The sequence below is a fragment of the Mesorhizobium sp. B2-4-7 genome (assembly GCF_006442685.1).
Lineage (GTDB): Bacteria > Pseudomonadota > Alphaproteobacteria > Rhizobiales > Rhizobiaceae > Mesorhizobium.
This window is the reverse complement of the sequence record NZ_VFVH01000005.1, coordinates 90,358-109,786: the sequence shown is the minus strand read 5'-3', so window position 1 is coordinate 109,786 and position 19,429 is coordinate 90,358. Positions and strand designations below refer to the sequence as shown.

The window sequence follows — 19,429 nt, the reverse complement described above, 5'->3', positions numbered from 1 at the left end:
AGCTGACTCAATCGCACCCAAGGCTGCGGAAATTCGCGTTCCATCTGGAGTTCGCCCCTGGGACCGGACAAATTGAACAGCAGAATTGACTTGGAAGCCGGGCTTTCGAAGGATGGAAGCGATGGTGACTTATCGCACGCACAGCATCGAGTTCAAACGTCAAGTAGTGCAGGAGTTCCTCTCTGGCGAGACGCTGCATGGTCTCGCCAGGCGGCACGAACTGCCGCGTAAACCTGATCCGCATCTGGGTCCTGAATTACGAGGCCGGCTCCTTCGACGAGACGTGGCGGCGGCTGACACGATGCAGACGTATGAGCGCGGATCGCAGCCTTGGAGCGGCTGGTAGGCCGACAAGCCTTGGATCGAGTTTCCAAAGGGCTCTGAAAAGCGTGCCACGTCCCAGAGGCGGGACTACATCTGCCTTCGGCGGCAGGACCTCGCCGTATATGTCACGACCTTTGCCGGGAAGAATGCTTGCGAATCGCTGCGGAGATCGCCGCCAGGCCACCCCGCAGTTCGTCCTCAAGAGGATAGAGGAAGCCGATACGCATGTGGTTGCGCGGCATCTCGAACCAGTGGCCCGGACCGACATAGGTGCCATAGCTTTCCAGCAGGTCGGCGTAAAAGTCGTCGAAATCGAATCCCGGACCATGACGGAAACGGGGGAAGCAGACCACGCCGCCCTGGGGCTCGACCCATTCGATCAGCTCGTCGCTCTCAATCCAATCGCGCATGATGGCAAGGCGTCCGGCCAGCACTGGCGCCTGCGCGGCGAGGAAGGCGTCGCGGCCTTCCAGGATGCGGGCGCCGATCCACTCGTCGACGACGCTGCCGCAGATGCCGATCTGCTCCTTCGCCGCCAGGAAGCGCTCCATCAAGTGCACGTCGCGCGTCATGATCCAGCCCACGCGGATGCCCGGCGCGCCGTAAGCCTTGGACAGCGAAGCCACACTGATCGCGGCGGGGCTGAGCGAGGCGGCGGGGGGCAGCATCTCGCCATGGGTCAGGTCGCGGTAGGTTTCGTCCACCAGTAGCCTGCATCCCGCCTTTTCGACCAAGGCGATCAGCGCGTCCAGTTGAGGGCGGCCGATCATCGTGCCGGTTGGGTTATGCGGGCAGGTGATGCTGACATAGCGGGTGTTCGGGCGCAGAGCGCTGGCGACGGCATCGATGTCGAGGCCGAACCGATCGTCGAATTTGAGGTCGATAAAGGTGATGCCGCAGCCGATGGCGCGCGGCGTCTCGATGTTAGTGGCATAGTTCGGCCGCACCACGACAAGATGGTCGTCGCGCGATAGAAGCGTGGTGGCGATGATGAACAGCGCGCCAGCGGCGCCGGCGGCCACCAAAACGTTGTTGGGGCCGAGGCCCTTGCCCTGCGCGGCTACCAACGCCCGAAGCTCAGGGTCGCCGCGATGCTCGCCATAGGGCAGCAGCAGGTCAGGGACGGAGAGATGGAAATCGGACAGCTTACGGTCTCGTACGGAGCTTTCCGACAGGTTGAAGCGAATGCGGTCATAGCCGTATTCCTCCGGTGATTCCTTCTCGATCACCATGCGTGCGTAGTCCATGCTTTCCCCCGTCAGGCTGCCAGCCGGGCGACGGCCAAAACGGCCTGGTCGACCTCGTCTGCTGTGGTGTAATGCGATAGGCCGAGCCGAGCGACGCCGCCTTGCTCGCGCAGGCCGAGCAGGCCGGAGGCTTCATAAGCGTAGAAATCGCCGGCCCAGCCGAAGATGTTTTCGCCCGCCAGCGCGGCTGCGATCTCCTGCGGCGACCTCTTGGCCAGCCGGAAGCTGAAGGTGGGCACACGGGCGTCCAGCCGGTTGCGGCTGGCGATGCCGCAGAGCTTGAAACCGGGAATGCCGGCAACACCCGCCAGGAACCGGTCCATCAGTCCGGCTTCGTAGTCGGTCGCCGCCTCCAATCCCGCCACGATGCGCTGGCGCAGCGGCGCGGCAACGTCGACGCCGGCGCACTGCTCGCCGAGCCAAGCGATGTGCTCGATCGCCGCCTGCGTGCCGGCCTGCGCCTCGAAGGAGGGAGTGCCGGGGGTGTGGCGCCACGGCATGTCGAAGGAGGCGGGCCGCACCTTGAGCGGCGTGAGCCGGTCGCGCAGCTCCGGCCGTATATACATGACCCCGGCGTGCGGACCGAAGAACTTGTAGGCAGAGCATGCGAGCAGGTCGCAGCCGATCGCCGACACGTCGAGGGCCAAATGCGGCGCCGACTGCACGGCATCGACCATGGTGACGGCGCCGGCAGCTTTACCAGCAGCCACGATACGGGCAACGTCGTTGACGGTGCCAAAGATGTTGCTCGCGTGATTGCAGGCAACCAGACGCGTGCGCGGGCCGATCAGTTCGTCCAGCATGTCGTAGCGATATTCGAAGGTTTCGGTATCGAACTCGAGCCAGCGGACGGTGACGTCACGTTCCTCGGCTGCGATGATCCACGGGCCGACATTGCCATCATGGTCCATGCGGGTAAGCACGATCTCGTCGCCCGGTTTCCAGTCGCGTGCCACCATGCGCGAAAAATGGAAGATCAGCGAGGTGCTGTTGAGGCCGAAGACGATCTCGTCCGGCTGTGCACCGAGCAAGGCGGCCGCCGCTGCATGCGCTCCCACCAAGATGCGGTCGCTATCACGCGAGGTGTGGAAGGCACCGCCCTCGTTGGCGCAGCTTCGCAGCATCACCTCGCTCATGCGCTCGACCACGCGTGCCGGTACTTGCGAGCCGCCCGGCGCGTCGAGATAGATACGTGGCTTGCCGTCGTCGGTGATCGCCAGCGCCGGGAAGGCCCCGCGCACCGCCTCGATGTCCCATCGTCCAGTCGTCATGGAATTCCCTTTCAGGTCGGTCGCACCGCCGCGATCGCGGTCGTCAGTTCGTCGTAGTCGAAATTCCCGCCGCACAGCACGATCGCATTGACTTGGCCGCGGTACCGTTCCGGGTGCTTCATCAGCCCTGCCAGCGCTAGGCCGGCTGCACCCTCGACCAATAGATGCTCTTCGATCGCGAGACGGGCGAGCGCGCCGGCGATCTCGGCTTCGGAACAGATGACCACATCGTCGACGACCGACCGGGCGAGGCCGAGCGTGACTGAATCCTCATCCATGCCGCCGGCGACGCCGTCGGCCAACGTCGGCAAGTGCTCGACATCGATCACCTTGCCCGCTTCCATCGACGCTGCCAGCGCCATGCTGTTGGCGGCCGCGCAGCCGATGATCCGCGTGCGCGGACTGAAGGCCTTCATCACGGCGCCGATGCCGCCGATCAACCCGCCGCCGCCCATGGCGATGAAGACATTGTCGATACGCGAATGCTCTTCCAGCAGTTCGAGCCCGATCGTGCCCTGGCCAGCAACAACGTCGGAATCGTTGTACGGAGATACGTAGACGAGTCCCTTCTCCTCGCCCAGGCGGCGCGCGTGCGCCTCGGACTGGCCGCTTTCGTCGCCATGCAGGATCACGTCGACGCCAAAGGACCGTATGCGCGCCAGTTTGGCCTTCGTGACATTGTGCGGAAGCACGACCGACAATTTTCGGAACAGGCGCGACGCCGCGAAGCTGGAGGCTATGCCGTGGTTGCCGGACGAGGCGGTGACGAACGGCCGGCCCCCGGTCGCATCGTCCATCGCGGTCAGCTTCGAGAAGGCGCCTCGCGCCTTGAAGGAGTTGGTGAACTGGAAATTTTCGCATTTGAACAAAACGGTGCTACCGATCGCGTCGCCGACGGCGGACGCGCCCAGCAGCGGCGTCTTCGCGATGTGGCCGCGGATGCGGGCATGCGCCCGCACGGACCGCGCGGCAGCGGCGGCGATGTCACCTTCGTTCGACATGGTTCTGTCCTGGGTCAAGAGTTTGCGGCTGTGCCGGCGCTCGCGAGGATGGCGCTGGCGATTGCCGCGTCCTCTGCGCCGAGGCCGGTCAGGTCGGCGATGCTGATGTCACCAGGCTTGCGCGTCAATGAGCCAGTCCGCAGCGATACGCCGATCTCACCGATCCGCTCTGGCTCGACGAGGCCGGCCGCGATGGCATGAGCGAACTCGCCATGGTCGATGCTCTGCAGGGCCGAATCGGCGAGCAACGTGTTGGCGCGCGCGACCAGCGTATTCTCCAATTCCTGTTTGCCGGGCGCATCGGCTCCGATGGCTGTAATGTGCGTGCCGGGCGCGATCCATTCAGCGCGCACCAGCGGCGCGGTCGCGGGCGTCGTGGTGACAATCACTTGTGAATCGGAACAAAGGTCGGCGAGCGAGCCGACTGGCGATACCTGGAGGCCAAGGTCGGCCACGTCGGCGGCGAAGCGTCCCGCCGCCGCTGGCGAGCGGCCCCATACCGCGACCGAAAGCGGCTCGCCGTGAGCCAGCGCTCGCAGCGCGCGTAACTGCATGCGTGCCTGGGTTCCGGTGCCGACGATGCCGAGGCGCGTCGCGCCCTTAGGCCAGCACAGCCGGGTCGCCAGCGCGCCGGCATAGCCAGTGCGCCAGTCGGTCAGCATGCCTTGGTCGAACAGCAGCGCTACCGGTTCGCCTGTCGTGGCCGACAGCGCCACCATCATGCCGTTGCCGCTTGGAAGGCCCTTGGTCGGATTGTCGTAGAACCCAGTCGCGACTTTGACGACGAAGATCGACGCGCCCGATACATGGGCGCATTTCACATGGCAATCGCCGTTCGCCGCCGCGAATCCCATGTGGACGACGGGCGGCTGCTGGACTGCCCCGGCGCTGTAGGCGACGAGGCTTTCGCGAACGGCCGCAATACCGGCGGCGTGGTCGAGCCGCCGCAGGATCTCCGCCCGGTCGAGGATGAGCGGCATGTTTGCGGCTGGCCTAGCCATGGTCGTTCCGTTCAGGCCGCCGAGCGGGCAAGGCCGCGCAGGAAGAGCTGCACACGTTCCAACCCGCCTTCCAGGACATGCGCCGGCGCGCCGATGCCGACGCGGAAATAGCCGTCCATGCCGTAGACGTCGCCCGGCGCGACAAGCACGCCCTGCTCGTCCTTGACGCGATGCGCCAGCTCGGTCGAATTTATCGGCAAGTGATAGCGCACGAATGCCATGCCGCCTGCCTGCGGCGGCGCCAGCGAGACCAGCCCCTCGTTGGCGCGGACCCAGCGCACCATCATGTCGACATTGCGTGACAGGAGGTCCCGGCTGCGGTCGAGGATCGCCTTGCGGCGCGCCGGCTGCAACACCATCGACGCGACCAGTTCGCTGACCGCGCCGGTAGTGATGGAGGTATAGTCCTTGCGCTGCCAGGAGGCATAGATCTCGGCAGCGGGGCCGACCAGCCAGCCGATGCGCAGGCCCGGCATCGCCATCGCCTTCGACAAGCCGCTGGTGACGATGGCTTTCTCATAAAGGTCGACGCTGCTCGGCGGCTCGAGGGTACCGTATTCGGCTCCCTTGTAGACCTCGTCCGTATGTAGCCAGATGCCGTTGGTGCGTGCGATGGCCACAATTTCCCCGAGCAGGTCCGCCGGCACCACGCGTCCGGTCGGATTGTTGGGCGTGCAGAGCGTGATGACCTTGGTGCGGGGCGAAATCGCCGCGCGGATGTCGGCCGGATCGGGCAGCCAGCCCAGTTCCTCGCGCAGCGGCACATCACGTACCACCGCGCCGAGCGCCTTCGCCCATCCCCTGATCTGCAGGTAGTTGGGGACGACGACGATGATCTCGTCGCCCGGCTCCAGCAGCGTCATCGCCATCAGAAAATTGGCTTCGGCCGAGCCGTTGGTGACCATCACCTCGTCGGCCGTACGATTCTTGTATGTGGCCGCGATCGCCTCGCGAAGGACGACGGCACCGTTCGTCCAGCCGTAACCGAGTTCGGCGGCAAGCACCTTTTCGCGTTCCTCCGGGCTCAGCAGTTCGTTGAGCGAATAGGGGTGTACCCCGCTATCGGAGAGGTTGTACTCGACGATGTTCTCGTAGAGCGACTGGATGCGTTCGAGGGTGAATTCTTCGATCTGCATGTGTGTACGATTCCTCTTCTTCAGGAAGCCGCGCGGGCCGGTGAGGTCGCGTTGGCCAGGATGCCTAGCACAGTTCTGTGCAACTCAGGTGTGGCGCTGGCCACGACGGAACGGCGGCCGGAACGGATCGTCAGCTCGCCGCCCTGCCAGTCGGTCATGACGCCCCCGGCGTTACGCACGATCGGGATCAGCGCGCAATAATCGAAGGCGTCCAGCCCCCCGTCCACATTGATGTCCAGCGCGCCGTCGGCGACGCGGCCATAGGCATGGCAACCGCCGCCATAGACGCTCCAGCGCACCTGGCGGCGCAGCCTCTTGTAGGCGGCCGTATCCTTGTCGTCGAAGGATTCCGGGTTGCCGTTGCCGACAAGGGCCTCGCTAAGGTCCTGGCAGGCGCGCGTGCGTACGGGCTTGCCGTTGAGGGTGGTCGGCGAACCGTCGGCGCCCAGCCAGCGCTCGTTGGTGACGGGATTGTCGATGACCCCGAGCATGGGAACGCCGTTGCGGGCCAGCGCGATCAGCGTGCCGAAGGTCGGAATGCCGGTGATGAAGGCTTTGGTGCCGTCGATCGGATCGATGACCCAGACCCATTCCGCGTCGAGGCCGACGGACCCAAATTCCTCGCCAAGGATGCCGTGGTCGGGATACGCCTCCTGGATGCGCGCGCGCAGCCTCTCCTCGACCTCCCGGTCTACCGCGGTGACAGGGCTTGCATCGCCCTTGGAAACGAAGCCGTGTTGCTCGCTGAGCGCTTCCTGGATTGTCGCCCGGCTGACGTCTGCCAGCGAACCGGCGAAAGCCGTAAAGGTCTTGGGGTCAGATGCCGGCATTGTCGGCTCCCTCTATGAGTGGGGTTGCGGGTTCGTCCAGAGGACGCGTGTGTCGTGAAAGCCTGTATTCGAGGGCGCGCAACGCCGTGGTGAGCACGTAGGTAATGGTGAGGTAGATAAGCGCCGCGGTGATGAAGAGCTCATAGGGCGCGAAGGTGCGGGCGACGATCGTGTTGGCGGCGCCGGTCAGCTCCATGACGGTGATGGTCGAGGCGAGTGATGTGGATTTCAGCATGCTGACCACCTCGTTGCCGTAAGCCGGCAGGGCGATGCGGAAGGCGCCCGGCAGGATGATCGTGCGGTAGGTCAACGCCGTCGACATGCCGCAGGCACGCGCCGCCTCGATCTCACCGGCTGGCACCGCCTCGATGGCGCCGCGCAGGATGTAGGCGGTGTAGGCGGCCGTGTTCAGGCTGAAGGTCAGAATGGCGCACACCCAGGCCTGGCGCAGATATGGCCACAGAAAGCTGTCGCGAACGACCTCGAGCTGGGCGAGACCGTAATAGACAAGGAAGATCTGGACCAGGAGCGGCGTGCCGCGGAAGAAGTAAATGTACCAGTGCAGCAGGAGGCGCACCGGCGCCGGGCCGCTGACGCGCAGGATGGCGACGGGAAGTGCCACCGCCATGCCGCAGAAGAGTGAGGCGACGAGCAGTTCGATCGTCGTGACGGTGGCCGACAGCAGCGCCGGCAAGCTCTCGACCATAAGCTCGAAGTTCATCGCGCCAGCTTCCTCTCGCCGCGCGTCGCACGCCGTTCCAGCGCGTCGACAATCGAGGTGTTCAGTATGGTGAGCAGGAGGTAGATCAGCGCCGCGGCGAGGTAGAAGCGGAAGGGTTCGCCATTGACCTGCGTCGCCATGGTGGAGATGCGCATCAGCTCCTCCAGCCCGACGATGGAGATAAGCGACGTGTCCTTGATGAGCGAGATCCAGTTGTTGCCGAGGCCGGGCAGCGCGTAGCGCCACATCAGCGGCAGGCGGATGTGGATGAAGCTGGTCGCGGCCGACATGCCGAAGGCATCTGCCGCCTCGATCTCGCCCTTGGGAATGGCGAGATAGGCGCCGCGCAGCACCTCGGCCGCGTAGCCGCCGAAGACCAGGCTGAGCGCGAAGACGCCGGCCGGCATCGCCGGCACTTCGAGAAAGTGGATGCTGGGGTCAATCATCTTCGCCAAGCCGGTCAGGGCCACCGTGCCGCCGAAATAGGCGATGAGGATGATGAGGAGTTCGGGCGTGCCGCGCACGACCAGAGTGAAGCCCCGGCCGATGGCGCGCAGCACACAGTTCGAGGAGAGCTGTGCCAGCGCGCCGAGAATGCCCCAAACGAGGCCGACCGCCAGCGACAGCAGCGCGACCTCGACGGTGGTCATGAGCCCGCTCGCGACCTCCAAACCCCATCCCTGGAAAATGTCCATCTGCCGCTCCTGCGGTGGCAAGAAGAAAGACGCCGGCCATCGGGTGAAATGGCCGGCGATGAACCGTACGGCTCGGCCTAGTTCGATGCCGGCAGCACGCTGAACGACCAGTACTTGTCGTTGATGGTCTTGAACGTGCCGTCGTCGATCATGGCCTTCATCGCCTTGTCGAGCTCGTCGCGAAGGCCGGCATCGTCCTTGCGCATGCCGATGCCCACGCCTGGCCCGAAATACTTCACGTCCTTGATCTCCGGACCGATGAATTTGTAACCCTTGCCTCGGTCCTTGTTGAGGAAGTCGTTGGCGAGCTTGATCGGGCCGGCGAAGACGAGATCGGTCCGCTTGGAGGTCAGGTCGAGCAGCATGTTGTCGGCCGTGTCGTAGAGCTGGATCGTGGCCTCAGGAAAGTTGTCTCGCATGTAGTTCTCGTAAGTTGAGGCACGCTCGATCCCGATGGTCTTGCCCTTGAGACCATCGGGGTTGGGCTTGCCGTCGTCCGTCAGCGGCTTGGCATCGCTTCCGTCCGGACCGACGAACCGGGCGGTGGAGGAGCGGTACGGGATCGAAAAGTCGATGCTCTTCTTGCGCTCGTCGGTGATCGACATCGACGCGGCGAGAAGATCGAACTTGCCGGCGACAAGGCCCGGAATAAGCGAATCGAAAGGCATGCAGACAAAGGAGGCGTCGGCGCCGAGGCGCTTGACAACTTCCTTCGCGACATCGATGTCGAAGCCGCGCAACTCGCCGTTCGCGTCCTTGTAGTTGAACGGCGGGTATGTGCATTCACTGCCGACGCGCAGGTCGCGCGCCGAGACCTGCGCGGCGAAGGCGGCGAGGCCGGCCGCAAGCATCAAGACAAGTTTTTTCATCATGTTCCCCTGTTGTTTGTCCTGTTCAAAGAACGCGCTGCAGGAAGGCCCGGCAGCGCGCCGATTGCGGATCGCCGAGAACCTGTCCCGGCGGGCCGCGCTCCTCCACCATGCCCTGGTGGAGAAAGAGCACCTCGCGCGAGATCTCGCGCGCGAAACCTATTTCATGGGTGACGACGATCATCGTGCGTCCTTCTTCGGCGAGCGTGCGCATGACCGAGAGCACCTCGCCGACCAGTTCCGGGTCGAGCGCGGAGGTCGGCTCGTCGAACAGCATCAGCTTCGGCTCCATCGCCAGCGCGCGGGCGATGCCGACGCGCTGCTGCTGGCCGCCGGAAATATGCGCGGGGTAGTGGTCGCGCTTCTCGAACAGCCCGACCTTGGCGAGATAGGCCCCGGCTCGCTGCCGGGCCTCCTGTTTGGACAGGCCGAGCACCTTCATCGGTGCAAGCATCACGTTGTCGAGCACGGTGCGCTGGCTCCACAGATTGAAGCTCTGGAAGACCATGCCGATGCGGCTGCGGATGCGATTGATCTGGCGCGCATTCAGCTTCGCGCGCCCCGAACTGCGATCCAGCGTCAATTCCTCGCCTTCCACCGCGATCGTGCCGGCGTCGGGAATTTCCAGAAGATTCATGCAGCGCAGGAAGGTGCTCTTGCCCGACCCGCTGGCGCCGATCATGGTGATCACGTCATGGGCATGGGCGACCAGGTCGACGCCTTTCAAGACTTCCAGAGCGCCGAAGCTCTTACGGATGTTATTTGCCCGCAGGACGGTGTTTTGGTCCATGTCCACTTGGTGCCCTTGCCTCCCGATCGGCTGGACACGGAGATTGTCCCGGAAGCGCGGCTGCCCAAAGAGCCAATTTCGCCGACGGGCAGCGGACCAATTCCAGTCCCGTGGGCTGTGAATGCGTCGTCAACCGTGTTCGAGGATAGTCTGCGCGAGGATGTCGACGCAACGCGGGATGCGGCGGACCGACGTGTTGCCGAAGCCCAGCACAAGACCCCTCGGCTTGGTTTCCCGGCGTGCGTAGCGCGAGAGTGGTGGGCAGTCCAGCCCCTTCTGGAGCAGTGTTCGCGATACGGCCACGTCGTCAAACGGTTCGCGTGCGTGGACGGTCAGGTGCAGGCCGGCGTGAACGTCGGGAACGTCGAAGCCGTCTCGCAGCTTTGCGCGCAGGCATTGTGTCAGGCAGGCGGCGCGATCGCGGTAGATGGTGCGCATACGCCGAAGGTGCGAGGCGAGTCGCCCCTGGTCCATGAAGTCGGCGACCAGCGCCTGGTCCGGTAGCGGTGCGTAGAAGGAGAAAATACGCTGGGCGAGGGCGAACGCCTCGACCAGCGGCATCGGCGCGATCAAATAGGCGAGCCGCAGGCCGGGCGCCAGCATGCGGTTGAACGAGCCGGCATAGATGACCCGCCGCGGATCGCGCGCGTAGAGCGTCGTCTGCGCTTCGCCCGACCAGCGGATCTCGCTATTGGAATCATCCTCGAATATCCAGCCGGGCCGGTCCGCCGCCCAATCAAGCAGCTTTTGCCGGCGATCCGCCGTCATCGTGCAGCCGAACGGCCATTGCTCGGTCGGGGAGACAACGGCCATACGCGCCTCTCGGACCATCACGCCGGCGGCTTCTGTATCGAAGCCTTGCCTGTCGAGCGGGGCGGGAACGGTGACAAGGCCGAAGGCTTCCAGCGTGGCGATCTCGGGCATGTGGCAAGGATCCTCGACCAGAACGGTGTCGCCGCGGTCGAGCAGAACATGAGACGCGAGAGCGGCCGCTTGCAGCGTATTGCCGATGACGATGATCTGTTCGGGACGACAGTTGATCGCTTTAGCCTCCGCCAGATAGCCCGCGATGCGGGTGGCCAGCAGTGGCGCGCCGCGCGAATAGTCATAGCCGGTGTGGGCGCTGGCGTGCTCGCGCCAGCGGCGGCTAGCGATCTGAGCGAACTCGTCATAGGGGAACTCGTTCAGCGCCGGCACGCCGGCGCTGAGATCGTAGGTCTCGATGCGTTCGGCTGGCAGGTTCATGTCGAGCAGCGCCTGGCCGCGGCGCGAGGGTGCCGGGAGCGCATTTGGACCTGACACCGGTATGACCGCCGTCTCGGCTCGGGGGTGATTGTCTTCCGGCAGCATGGTTTCGACGAAGGTGCCGGCGCCGATCCGACGTGCGACATATCCCTCCGTGGCAAGTCGCTCATAGGCAAGGACAACGGTGTTGCGCGAGAGCCCGAGTTCCTCGGCCATGACGCGGCTTGGCGGCAGGCGCGCTCCTGGCGCCACGATGCCATCCCGTATCCAGCGGCGCAACTGCTCGAAAAGTTGCTCGTTCAACGGCGTGCCACGGCTGCGGTCGAAGACGATCCTGTTCCAGCTGGGATAGTTGAAAGCGTGCATGTCTGTTCACCGGCTACGGCGGGACCTCACGAGCGGCGACGCAGCCATAAGGATGATCTTCCTATCGAATTGAAATCACCCTATCACATGACGAACGATGAGCAGAAAGCCTTCTCTGCATGCGTCGAACGCCAGCTTTCAGCCACTGGCAGCGTGCACCAAATGGCCGAGATGCACGCGCAAATTGTTCACGGCTCCACTCGTGAAGTGGAGCCGCTCTTGATCACACCTCAGTTGCCTCGGCAAGTTCGAGAGCATCTTCTACATCGACTCCCAGATAGCGGACCGTGTTCACGATCTTGCTATGACCGAGCAAGTCTGGATGGCTCCCAGAGGATAACTGACCTCAATCCAACAAGCATGTTTCTGACAGCTCAGCCTCCGCACGTCGACAGAGCCGGTTTGGGCGGGCCTAGTCCTTTCCGAATGATTCTCTCTGCTGCTCAGCCGCCGCCAAAGGTTTGTGCCCCTCCGAGCACAGGAACCGCTATTGACCGCTGAATGCCGCAAAGCTTTTTTCGAAGCGGTCGACGACATCCTCGATATCGGACATTGCTAAGCAAAGCGGCGGACACATGCGGATGACATTGCGGTACGGTCCCGAGCGGCTGGCGACGAGCCCGTTGCGGCGCGTTTCCTCGAAAATGGCGAGCGTCTCCTCCGGCGCCGGCTCTTTCGTCGCGCCGTCCTTGACGAGTTCGATCGCAAGCATAAGCCCACGGCCCCTGATATCGCCGATGATTGGAAAGCGCTCCTTCATGTCGTTAAGGCGACCCTTGAGCACCGCGCCGACATCCCGGGCGTTCTCCTGGAGTCGTTCCTCTTTTATGGCCTTTAGCACGGCTCGGCCGGCCGCGCATGCCACCGGATTGGCGCCATAGGTGTGGAACAGAAATTTATCGGCCATGGATTCAGCGACATCTCGCTTGGCGATGACCGCGCCGAGCGGGATGCCGTTGCCCACACCTTTGGCGACGACGACGATATCGGGCACAATGCCATGGGATTCAAACGCCCAGAAGGCATCGCCGGTTCGGGCGACACCGGATTGCACTTCATCAATGATACAGAGACCGCCGGCCGCGCGGACACGCTCGACAGCGCCGGCAATGTAGCCCGGCGGCATCGGCACGATGCCGCCATAGCCCTGCACCGGCTCGATAATCATGCCGGCCAGCCCGCCGCTGGTTGAACTCGCTATGGCGCGCTCGACCTCGTCGAGATAGGGCTGCAAGCCTTCGCCATGAATGCCGCGATACTGGTTGGGCTCGGCCACGAAAGTGACCCCGCCAAGCTGGGGCACGGGATGGCGAAAACCCGCTATCCCGGTCACCGACTGCGCACCGAAAGTGGCGCCGTGATAGCTCGAGGCAAGCGCCAGCATGTCGATGTTGCCGGTATGCGAGCGCGCCATCAGCAGCGCAAGATCGATCGCTTCGGCCCCGCTGTTGGTGAAATGTACGACCCAATCGTGACCGGCCGGCATCGTTGCCACCAGTTCCTCGGCGTACTGAGCCGGAACCGGGTGGTAGAACATCGTCGTGCAATGCGTCAGTTCCGCCAGTTGCTCGGTGGCCGCCTTGACCACCTGCGGATGCGCGTGGCCGACCGAGATGCAAAGGTTCATGCCGAGCAGGTCGATGTATTTACGATCCTTCTCGTCCCAGACATACTGGCCCTTGCCGCGCTTGAGGATCAGCGGGTCCTTGTAAGGAACGAACTTGCGCTGCGTGGCCGAATAGAAGCGGTTCCGCCGATCGACGATGGCCTCGGTCGACCAGTCGATGTCCAGGTTGGAATGGACGTGCGGAGCGTTCATGCCGTGTCTCCCGTGTTGCGAACTCCTGGATTGAAAACACGGAATGCGCGGCGCGCACACCGCCAAACCTCCTTATCAGGATAACTGATGGAGTTGATTAGTCATGCGACGAGGGGCGATCGACGGCATAGCAGTCGGCGGGAAGGCCAGGCAGGCGGGTGCTGATCGCGTTGGTCAGCACTTCCGCGGTACGCGTGGCGAAAGCCTCGGGGAGGTTTCCGAGCTCCCGCTCGCGCGCGACCAGAAGGATGTTGCGCGACAGCCCGGTGAACGGCAAGGGATGGACGTCAATCTCCATACCCTCCGCCAGCCCGTCGATGAGCAGGGTCGGCGTCAGGATCGCAAAGCCCATGCCGGCCGCGACCGGCGCCATCACCACGCTGGAGCGGTCACCTTCCATAGCACGCGGGATCTCGATGCGCAGGCGGCTCAGATGCTGGTCGACGCGCAGGCCAACCGGCGTCTCGCGCGAGAAGCGCACGAAGGCGAGCTTCTTGGAGAGCTTGACGATGTCACCGACATCGCCGGCAAAACCCTTTGGCGTCACCAGCAGGAATTTTTCGGTCATCACAGGATAACGTGTCAGTCCCTCAATCTCGAACAGCTCGCCGGAGGTGACGGCGAGGTCGGCGCGGCGGGCCCGCAGCAAGGCGACGTGGTCGGTCGCCAAACCCGCGAACAGGCTGAGCTCGGGAATGCCGAAACCCTTGCGGGCAAGGACCGAAAGCGCCGGCGCCAGCGTTGTCGCGATCGACGCCAGAAGCGCGATGCGCAACAGCGGCAGCGGTGCTGCATTGACGCGCCGCGCGTCGGTGCGCAGGCCCTCGACCTCGGCCAGTATGGCAACGGCGCGGCGATGCAGCGCGATGCCGGCTTTGGTGAGCTCGATCGGCCGCAAATTGCGATCGATCAGGCTGACGCCGAGCGCGCTTTCCAGGTTCTTCAGATGCTGCGAAGCGGCCGATTGCGTCATGCCCAGCATCTGTGCCGCCTGGGTGACGTGCCTGGTCTCGACGATGGCGACGAAAACCTCGATCGATCGGAAAAGGTTGAAATCGAAACTGCCGCTCTTCACCCGCAACTCCGCCCGTGAAGCATCATAAGTTTTCCTAATGTTGCGAAATTTGGGTTGAGCGCAAGTGGTTTAGCGGGAAAAGATCGCGCTGTTCCAATCCAGCGAAGGTATCCCACAAGGTGAATGGCAGCGCACGCATCGTGATCATTGGCGGCGGTGTCATTGGCCTCGGCATTGCCTATCACCTTGCCGAACTGGGCGTGAGCGATGTCGTCCTTCTGGAGCGCCACCAACTGACCAGCGGCACATCCTGGCACGCCGCCGGAATCGTCGGTCCGTTACGCGCCAGCCTCAACCTGACAAGGCTGGCGCAATATGCGACCGAGCTGTTTCCACGCCTCGAGGAACTGACGGGCCAGGCGTCCGGCTACCGCCGCACCGGCGGCCTGTGGCTGGCGCGACGTGCGGAGCGCATGGACGAACTGAAGCGCATCGCGCATTTGGGCGATGTCTGCGGCCTCACCGTTGGGATTGTCGATCAGGCGGGCGTGGCCGAGCACGTGCGCGGCATCGTCACCGATGGCGTCGAGGGCGCGCTGTGGGTCGAGGAAGACGGCCAGGCCAATCCAGTTGATATCTGTGCGGCCTATGCAAAACGGGCCCGCGCCGCCGGTATCCGCATCCTCGAGGGGTTAGCCTGTTCGGGCATCGTGACCCGCAACGGCCGGGTCGTTGGCGTCAAGCTGGCCTCCGGCGCCACCATCGATTGCGAGACCGTCGTCAACTGTGCCGGCGCCTGGGCGCGCGATATCGGCGCGCTCGCCGGCGTTCCTGTGCCGCTGCAGGCCGTCGAGCACATGTATGTCGTGACGGAGCCGATCGCCGGTCTGCAGGATCCGTTTCCCATCCTGCGCGACCTCGACGAAGGCATCTACATCAAGGGCGATTCCGGCAAGCTGGTGTTGGGCGGCTTCGAGCCGAACGCCAAGCTCTTCGATGTTCGCGGACCGGCTGGCGACAGGCCATTCCTCGAACTGCCCGAGGATTGGGAGCAGTTCGAGCCTTTCATGTCGGCCGGACTGAAACTCCTGCCGGCGCTGTCGCAGACCGGCATCAGGCACTTCATGAATGGCCCGGAGAGTTTTACCCCCGACACGCGGCCGCTGATGGGCGAGTCGCCCTATCTGCGCGGCTTCTATGTCGCCGCCGGCTTCAACTCGACAGGCATGATGTCGTCGGCCGGCGCCGGCAAGGCCATGGCCGAATGGATCGTCGACGGCGAGCCCAGCCTCGATCTGTGGGCGCTTGACATCGCCCGCTTCGACCGCGCCGCCGCGGCGCGCTCTTTCGTCGGCGCCAGGATGGAGGAAGCGGTTGCCGACCTCTTCCGCATGCATTGGCCTTACAAGCAGGCCGCCGCCGGGCGCGACGTGCGGCGTTCCGCCTTTCACCGTACGTTCGCCGAAGCGGGTGCTGTGTTCGGCGCGCCGACCGGCTGGGAGCGACCGCTCTGGTTCGGCGGCACGGAGACGCGCGGCTATTCCGTCGGCGCTCAGAAATGGTGGAGCCCGGCCAGGGCCGAAGCCGATCGAATGGCGCAAGGCGTTGGCCTGTTCGAGCTTTCGCCCTTCACCAAGATCGATGTGCGTGGACGCGACGCGATCCAGCTGATGCAAAGCCTGTGCGCGGGGGACGTCGACAGGCCCGAAGGCCACGCCGTCTATACGCAGATGCTCAACGCACGCGGCGGCATCGAGGCCGATGTGACGGTCACGCGAGTCGACGAGCACGGCTTCCGGGTTATTTCAGGTGCCGCGACCAGACAGAAAGATTTTGACTGGATCGCGCGCCATGCTGAGGATCTTGGTCTCAACGTCTCGGTCTTCGACGCCACGTCCGCAGAGGCCGTTCTCGGGGTCATGGGGCCGAATTCGCGGGCGCTGCTGCAGAGCCTGACCGACGTCGATCTTTCGGACGCAGCCTTCCCGTTCTCGACTTCGCGCCGCATCGACATCGGCACCGCGAATGTGCGGGCGACCCGAGTCAGCTTTGTCGGCGAGCTCGGCTTCGAGCTTTATGTGCCGGTCGAACACGGCGAGAGCCTGCTTGCCATGATCGTCTCAGCGGGCGGCGCCCATGGCCTGACCTTTTGTGGCCACTACGCGCTGGATGGCTGCCGGTTGGAAAAGGGCTATCGCCATTGGGGCCATGATATCGGGCCGAAGGACACGCCGCTGGAGGCGGGCCTGTCCTTCGCGGTGTCTTGGAAGAGGGATGATTTCATCGGCCGCGATGCCCTGCTGAAGCAGAAGGCCGATGGCCTGAAGCGCCGGCTCATGCATTTCGCCGTCGACGGCGACAATCCGCTTCTGCTGCATGACGAACCGATCTATCGCGACGGCAAACTTGCCGGGTTGACGACGTCAGGTGGCCTCGGCGTTCGCACGGGGCTCAGCCTTTGCCTGGGCTACGTTGCCTGTGATCCAGGCGAGACGAAACCGCAGCTGCTTGCCTGCGACTACCAGATCGCGGTGGCCGGTGCGCGCTACAGGCTGCGCCCACTCGACAAGCCACCCTATGACCCAACCGGATCGCGCATGCGCGTAAGCGCGGAGGAAAATTCATGAGACAACAGGCCCGCGTGGTCGTTATCGGCGGCGGCGCCATGGGCGTGTCGCTGCTCTATCACCTGGCCAAGCGCGGCTGGAGCGATGTCATGCTCGTCGAGAGGCAGGAGCTGACAGCAGGCTCGACCTGGCACGCCGCCGGGCTCTGCACGCATTTCGCCCACAATGCGACGATCATGGAGATGCGCGCGCATTCGGTGCGGCTCTATCGCGAAATCCTGACCGCCGAGACCGGGTTGCCGACAGGTTTCCACCCAAGCGGCGCATTGCGCATTACGCGCTCGCCGGAGCGCATGGACGAATTCCGCCATGTGCAGGGGCTTGGCCGGTTCGTCGGCCATGACTTCCACATTCTCAGTCCCGATGAGCTCAAGCAGATCTATCCGCTCTGCCATACCGACGGCATCATAGGCGCGATCTACGAGCCCAATGACGGTCATGTCGATCCGACGCTGGCGACCAACGCAATGGCCAGCGGCGCGCGCTCGCGCGGCGCCGAGATCGTGCGCCACAATCCGGTCCTGGCAATCGAGCGCAAGCCATCGGGCGAGTGGCTGGTCCGCACACAACAGGGTGACATTGTCGCGGAGCATGTGGTGAACGCGGCCGGCACATGGTGCCGCGAGATTGGCGCCATGATGGGGCTCGACCTGCCCGTGGTGCCGATGCTGCACCAATATGTCGTGACCGATACCGTCCCCGAGATTGCCGACCGGATCGCCGCCGGCGCCAAGGAACTGCCGATCATCCGCGATCCGGAAGAAAGCTGGTATCTGCGCCAGGAGCGCGACGGCTTTATCGTCGGCCCCTATGAAAAGTCGGCTCACCCCTGGGCGGTCGATGGCGTGCCACCAGAATTCGGCATGGACTTGCTGCCGCCCGACCTGGATCGGGTCGAGCACATCATCGCGCTGGCGATGGAGCGTGTCCCGGCACTCGCCAATGCCGGCATCAAGACGGTGGTCAACGGGCCGATCACCTTCACGCCGGATGCCAATCCGCTGGTCGGTCCGGCATTCGGCCTCGGCAATGCCTGGCTGCTCACCGGCTCAAGCATGGGCGTGATGGAAGGCGGCGGCGCCGGTCGCTTTCTCGCCGACTGGATCGTCGACGGATCACCGCCAATGGATGCGCTTGCCATCGACCCACGCCGCTTCGGCAATTATGCCGACCGCGACTATCGCATCGACAAGGCGGTGGAAGGGTTCGGCCTGCAATTCGGCATCCACTATCCCAACGAGGAACGCGAGGCCGGCCGCCCGCGCCGCACGACGCCGGCGCTCGAACTTCAGAGAAGCCAGGGGGCAGTGCTGGGCGCCGCCTATGGCTGGGAGCGGCCGAACTGGTTCGCTGCCAAGGGCGCCGACCGTGACCCGCCACTGACCTTCCGCAAGCCCGGCTGGTTCGACGCGGTGCGCGGCGAGTGCCGTGACGTGCAGGCCAGCGTCGGCGCCATCGACCTTTCGGCCTTCTCCAAATTCGAGATCGGCGGACCAGGCGCCAGCGCCTTCATGGCTTCGCTCGGCGCCAACCGACCACCGGAACGTCACGGCCGCATCGGGCTCATTCACGCGCTGACGGCAAAGGGCGGCGTGGCGTCGGAATTTACCGTGACCCGACTCGGCGACGAAGGGTTCTACCTGACCAGCGCAGCACTTGCGGAGCGACATGACGAAGGTCTGCTACGCTCACGCGCCGCAGCCTTTCCAGGTGTGACGATCGACAACGTCACCGAAAGGCGCGGCGTGCTCGGCGTAATGGGACCGCGTGCTCGCGACCTCTTGGGAAAGATCTGCGAAGCCGATCTATCGAATGCTGCATTCCCCTGGCTTTCCGCGCAGATCATCCGCGTGGCCGGCATCAAGACGGCAGCGCTCCGGGTCTCTTATGCCGGTGAGCTCGGATGGGAACTGCACGTTCAGTTGGCGCAGTTCGGCAAGCTCTACGAAGCGATCACCAAGGTCGGAACGCAGTTCGACCTGCGTCCGTTCGGCATCTACGCGCTCAACGCGATGCGGTTGGAAAAAGGTTATCGTGCTTGGGGCGCCGACCTGACCACCGAACGTACGCCGCTGGAGGCTGGGCTGGGTGCGCTGGTCAAGACTGACAACCGGACGTTCGTCGGCCGTGAGGCGATGCTGGAGCGCATCGGCGAAAGCGCCTGGTCCATGCTGCTGCTCGAGATCGATGACGACGGCGAAAGGCTGCCGTTCTACGCCCACGCCGTGATGCAGGCGGGGCGCCCGGTCGGGGTCGTTACCTCCGGCAGCCACGGCTTCCGCACCGGCAAGACCGTTGCGCTCGCCTATCTGCGACCCGGTGTTGCGGCTGAAGGCCTGACCGTCTCGATCCTCGGCAGGGAACTGACGGCGCGGGAGCTGAAGAAAGCGCCTTACGATCCGGACAATCTGCGGCTGCGCGGCCTTCAGGCCGATGCGCCGGCCGCCTTCATGCCTGCCTGATCACGGAGAC

Annotated in this window: 15 protein-coding genes and 1 pseudogene; 2 read left to right on the top strand and 14 right to left on the bottom strand. The window is 64.4% G+C overall.

The window, feature by feature from the left end; genetic code table 11:
• Positions 1 to 449 precede the first annotated feature (449 nt).
• The 14 genes and pseudogenes from FJ946_RS16145 to FJ946_RS16085 form a co-directional block, all read right to left on the bottom strand.
• Complete coding sequence (locus FJ946_RS16145; RefSeq protein ID WP_140565706.1) at positions 450 to 1,571, bottom strand: aminotransferase class I/II-fold pyridoxal phosphate-dependent enzyme; 1,122 nt, start codon at positions 1,569 to 1,571, stop codon at positions 450 to 452.
• Between the two features lie 11 nt (positions 1,572 to 1,582).
• Positions 1,583 to 2,842, bottom strand: coding sequence for a cysteine desulfurase-like protein (locus tag FJ946_RS16140; RefSeq protein ID WP_140565709.1), 1,260 nt, complete (start codon positions 2,840 to 2,842; stop codon positions 1,583 to 1,585).
• Between the two features lie 11 nt (positions 2,843 to 2,853).
• Positions 2,854 to 3,843, bottom strand: a complete 990-nt coding sequence (locus FJ946_RS16135; RefSeq protein ID WP_140565712.1) for a pyridoxal-phosphate dependent enzyme — start codon at positions 3,841 to 3,843, stop codon at positions 2,854 to 2,856.
• 14 nt (positions 3,844 to 3,857) lie between these two features.
• Complete coding sequence (locus tag FJ946_RS16130; RefSeq protein ID WP_140517483.1) at positions 3,858 to 4,844, bottom strand: ornithine cyclodeaminase family protein; 987 nt, start codon at positions 4,842 to 4,844, stop codon at positions 3,858 to 3,860.
• Positions 4,845 to 4,855: 11 nt separating this feature from the next.
• Positions 4,856 to 5,980, bottom strand: coding sequence for an aminotransferase class I/II-fold pyridoxal phosphate-dependent enzyme (locus FJ946_RS16125; RefSeq protein ID WP_140500675.1), 1,125 nt, complete (start codon positions 5,978 to 5,980; stop codon positions 4,856 to 4,858).
• A gap of 20 nt (positions 5,981 to 6,000) precedes the next feature.
• The gene (gene hisN / locus FJ946_RS16120) at positions 6,001 to 6,810 is read right to left on the bottom strand and encodes a histidinol-phosphatase (protein ID WP_140500676.1); all 810 of its coding nucleotides are present in this window, start codon (positions 6,808 to 6,810) and stop codon (positions 6,001 to 6,003) included.
• On the bottom strand, positions 6,797 to 7,531 hold the full coding sequence (locus FJ946_RS16115; RefSeq protein ID WP_140500677.1) for an ABC transporter permease: 735 nt from the start codon (positions 7,529 to 7,531) through the stop codon (positions 6,797 to 6,799). The genes hisN and FJ946_RS16115 overlap by 14 nt, the downstream gene beginning before the upstream one ends.
• A complete protein-coding gene (locus FJ946_RS16110; RefSeq protein WP_140517485.1) occupies positions 7,528 to 8,226 on the bottom strand; it encodes an ABC transporter permease subunit in 699 nt (232 codons plus the stop codon). Before FJ946_RS16110 ends, FJ946_RS16115 begins: the two co-directional genes overlap by 4 nt.
• Positions 8,227 to 8,303: 77 nt before the next feature.
• Complete coding sequence (locus FJ946_RS16105) at positions 8,304 to 9,095, bottom strand: transporter substrate-binding domain-containing protein (protein WP_181165247.1); 792 nt, start codon at positions 9,093 to 9,095, stop codon at positions 8,304 to 8,306.
• A gap of 25 nt (positions 9,096 to 9,120) precedes the next feature.
• Positions 9,121 to 9,885, bottom strand: a complete 765-nt coding sequence (locus FJ946_RS16100) for an ATP-binding cassette domain-containing protein (RefSeq protein ID WP_140500680.1) — start codon at positions 9,883 to 9,885, stop codon at positions 9,121 to 9,123.
• 129 nt (positions 9,886 to 10,014) lie between these two features.
• The gene (locus FJ946_RS16095) at positions 10,015 to 11,496 is read right to left on the bottom strand and encodes a PLP-dependent aminotransferase family protein (RefSeq protein WP_140565719.1); all 1,482 of its coding nucleotides are present in this window, start codon (positions 11,494 to 11,496) and stop codon (positions 10,015 to 10,017) included.
• 223 nt (positions 11,497 to 11,719) lie between these two features.
• Positions 11,720 to 11,829 (bottom strand): annotated as a pseudogene (locus tag FJ946_RS31155) (integrase); the annotation flags it as partial.
• Positions 11,830 to 11,983: 154 nt separating this feature from the next.
• Positions 11,984 to 13,315 (bottom strand): aspartate aminotransferase family protein, encoded by a 1,332-nt coding sequence (locus FJ946_RS16090; protein ID WP_140565722.1) that lies wholly within the window; start codon positions 13,313 to 13,315, stop codon positions 11,984 to 11,986.
• Between the two features lie 97 nt (positions 13,316 to 13,412).
• The gene (locus FJ946_RS16085) at positions 13,413 to 14,390 is read right to left on the bottom strand and encodes a LysR family transcriptional regulator (RefSeq protein ID WP_140500683.1); all 978 of its coding nucleotides are present in this window, start codon (positions 14,388 to 14,390) and stop codon (positions 13,413 to 13,415) included.
• 119 nt (positions 14,391 to 14,509) lie between these two features.
• On the opposite strand from FJ946_RS16085, the gene FJ946_RS16080 reads away from it, so the two are divergent.
• Together FJ946_RS16080 and FJ946_RS16075 are read left to right on the top strand one after the other, a co-directional pair.
• On the top strand, positions 14,510 to 16,957 hold the full coding sequence (locus FJ946_RS16080) for an FAD-dependent oxidoreductase (RefSeq protein ID WP_140565724.1): 2,448 nt from the start codon (positions 14,510 to 14,512) through the stop codon (positions 16,955 to 16,957).
• On the top strand, positions 16,954 to 19,419 hold the full coding sequence (locus FJ946_RS16075; RefSeq protein ID WP_140565727.1) for an FAD-dependent oxidoreductase: 2,466 nt from the start codon (positions 16,954 to 16,956) through the stop codon (positions 19,417 to 19,419). The genes FJ946_RS16080 and FJ946_RS16075 overlap by 4 nt, the downstream gene beginning before the upstream one ends.
• The last annotated feature ends 10 nt before the right edge of the window (positions 19,420 to 19,429 follow it).

What these genes read in the sequence shown, in the direction of transcription:
- FJ946_RS16145 (WP_140565706.1), bottom strand. Translation starts at nt 1,571, where the DNA reads ATGGACTACGCACGCATGGTGATCGAGAAGGAATCACCGGAGGAATAC.
- FJ946_RS16140 (WP_140565709.1), bottom strand. Translation starts at nt 2,842, where the DNA reads ATGACGACTGGACGATGGGACATCGAGGCGGTGCGCGGGGCCTTCCCG.
- FJ946_RS16135 (WP_140565712.1), bottom strand. Translation starts at nt 3,843, where the DNA reads ATGTCGAACGAAGGTGACATCGCCGCCGCTGCCGCGCGGTCCGTGCGG.
- FJ946_RS16130 (WP_140517483.1), bottom strand. Translation starts at nt 4,844, where the DNA reads ATGGCTAGGCCAGCCGCAAACATGCCGCTCATCCTCGACCGGGCGGAG.
- FJ946_RS16125 (WP_140500675.1), bottom strand. Translation starts at nt 5,980, where the DNA reads ATGCAGATCGAAGAATTCACCCTCGAACGCATCCAGTCGCTCTACGAG.
- hisN (WP_140500676.1), bottom strand. Translation starts at nt 6,810, where the DNA reads ATGCCGGCATCTGACCCCAAGACCTTTACGGCTTTCGCCGGTTCGCTG.
- FJ946_RS16115 (WP_140500677.1), bottom strand. Translation starts at nt 7,531, where the DNA reads ATGAACTTCGAGCTTATGGTCGAGAGCTTGCCGGCGCTGCTGTCGGCC.
- FJ946_RS16110 (WP_140517485.1), bottom strand. Translation starts at nt 8,226, where the DNA reads ATGGACATTTTCCAGGGATGGGGTTTGGAGGTCGCGAGCGGGCTCATG.
- FJ946_RS16105 (WP_181165247.1), bottom strand. Translation starts at nt 9,095, where the DNA reads ATGAAAAAACTTGTCTTGATGCTTGCGGCCGGCCTCGCCGCCTTCGCC.
- FJ946_RS16100 (WP_140500680.1), bottom strand. Translation starts at nt 9,885, where the DNA reads ATGGACCAAAACACCGTCCTGCGGGCAAATAACATCCGTAAGAGCTTC.
- FJ946_RS16095 (WP_140565719.1), bottom strand. Translation starts at nt 11,496, where the DNA reads ATGCACGCTTTCAACTATCCCAGCTGGAACAGGATCGTCTTCGACCGC.
- FJ946_RS16090 (WP_140565722.1), bottom strand. Translation starts at nt 13,315, where the DNA reads ATGAACGCTCCGCACGTCCATTCCAACCTGGACATCGACTGGTCGACC.
- FJ946_RS16075 (WP_140565727.1), top strand. Translation starts at nt 16,954, where the DNA reads ATGAGACAACAGGCCCGCGTGGTCGTTATCGGCGGCGGCGCCATGGGC.